Consider the following 1,218-nt stretch of genomic DNA (forward strand, 5'->3'; position numbering starts at 1 on the left):
CGGGTTCTACCCCGATATCACGGACGGTTCTAAAAGAGCTGCAACCTTCTGATCCTGCCTGGCGACCCTTCGCCGCATCCTTGGGTTATGGCGTCGCTCGATGTAGTCAAACACATCCGCTCGTGCTGCATCCAGTGCCGGATAGTTCGTTCGATAGACTCGCTCACGCTTGAGTAGCCCAAAGAAGCCTTCGCAGGCCGCATTGTCGCCGCAATGTCCCACAGCGCTCATCGAGCAGATCAGCCCGTTAGCCGCGAGATATGCCTGGTAGTCACCGCTGCGGAACTGACTGCCACGATCCGAATGCAGGATGACTTCGTGGCTGCCTTGACGCTGCCAGACCGCCATCTGCACTGCCCGGATCACCATCTGGCGATCCTGTCGATCGTGCATTGACCAGCCCACAATGCGCTGGTCGTACAGATCCAGCACGATGCACAGATACAGCTTGCCCTGACGGGTCTTGATCTCGGTGATATCGGTCACCCACTTGGTTTCCGGCTCCAGCGCGAGAAAATCGCGTTCAAGCAGGTTGACCACGCCCGGCGGTGTCATGGCCGGACTTGCGCGCTGCCCGCGGCGCTTGCGCCGGGGCCAGCCCTGCAGGCCGTCGGCGGCCATCAGGCGCGCTACCCGGTTCAGGCTGGCGCTCTGACCTTCCTCAGCCAAGTCTTCGCGCATGCGGCCGGCTCCCAGAGTACCCCGGCTGTCTTCATGCAGCTCACGCATCCTTACCACCAAGCGCTCATTTTCGACCTGTCGGGCACTCACAGGACGCTTGCTCCACTCGTAATACCCGCTGGCCGATACCTTCAGGCAGCGGCACATCAGCCGAATCGGAAACTCATCGCGGCAACGTTCGATCACCTGATACCTCAGGATGATTCCTTTGCAAAGAACGTCGCCGCTTCTCGCAAAAAATCCCGTTCCTTCTTTACCCGCGCCAGCTCGCGCTTGAGGCGGGCCAGCTCTTCATCCCGAGGTGTCCCGGTGCCGCCGAAGGCGACAGCGCCCGGGCTCTGTGCCTCGCGTTTCCAGCGAGTCAGCAGCGTGTCGCGAATCCCCAGCTCCCGCGCCACCTGGGCACAGCTGACGCCGGGCTGGCTTGCCTGCTCAACCGCACCACGCTTGAACTCGGCACTGAACTTCCTACGCTTTGACATGAACACTCCTCATGGCCTGGATCGGCCTTCTTGTAAGTGTCCGTGAAAACGGGGG

Annotated in this window: 1 protein-coding gene; it reads right to left on the bottom strand. The window is 61.2% G+C overall.

Annotated elements, in window-relative coordinates; genetic code table 11:
* Positions 1 to 6: 6 nt before the first annotated feature.
* A protein-coding gene (locus ACVOK1_RS20490; protein ID WP_099527056.1) for an IS3 family transposase occupies positions 7 to 1,163 on the bottom strand; the annotation gives its coding sequence in 2 pieces (ribosomal slippage) (positions 7 to 923 and positions 923 to 1,163; 1,158 coding nt in all).
* Positions 1,164 to 1,218 lie beyond the last annotated feature (55 nt).

Source organism: Stenotrophomonas sp. STEN087, from assembly GCF_056759115.1.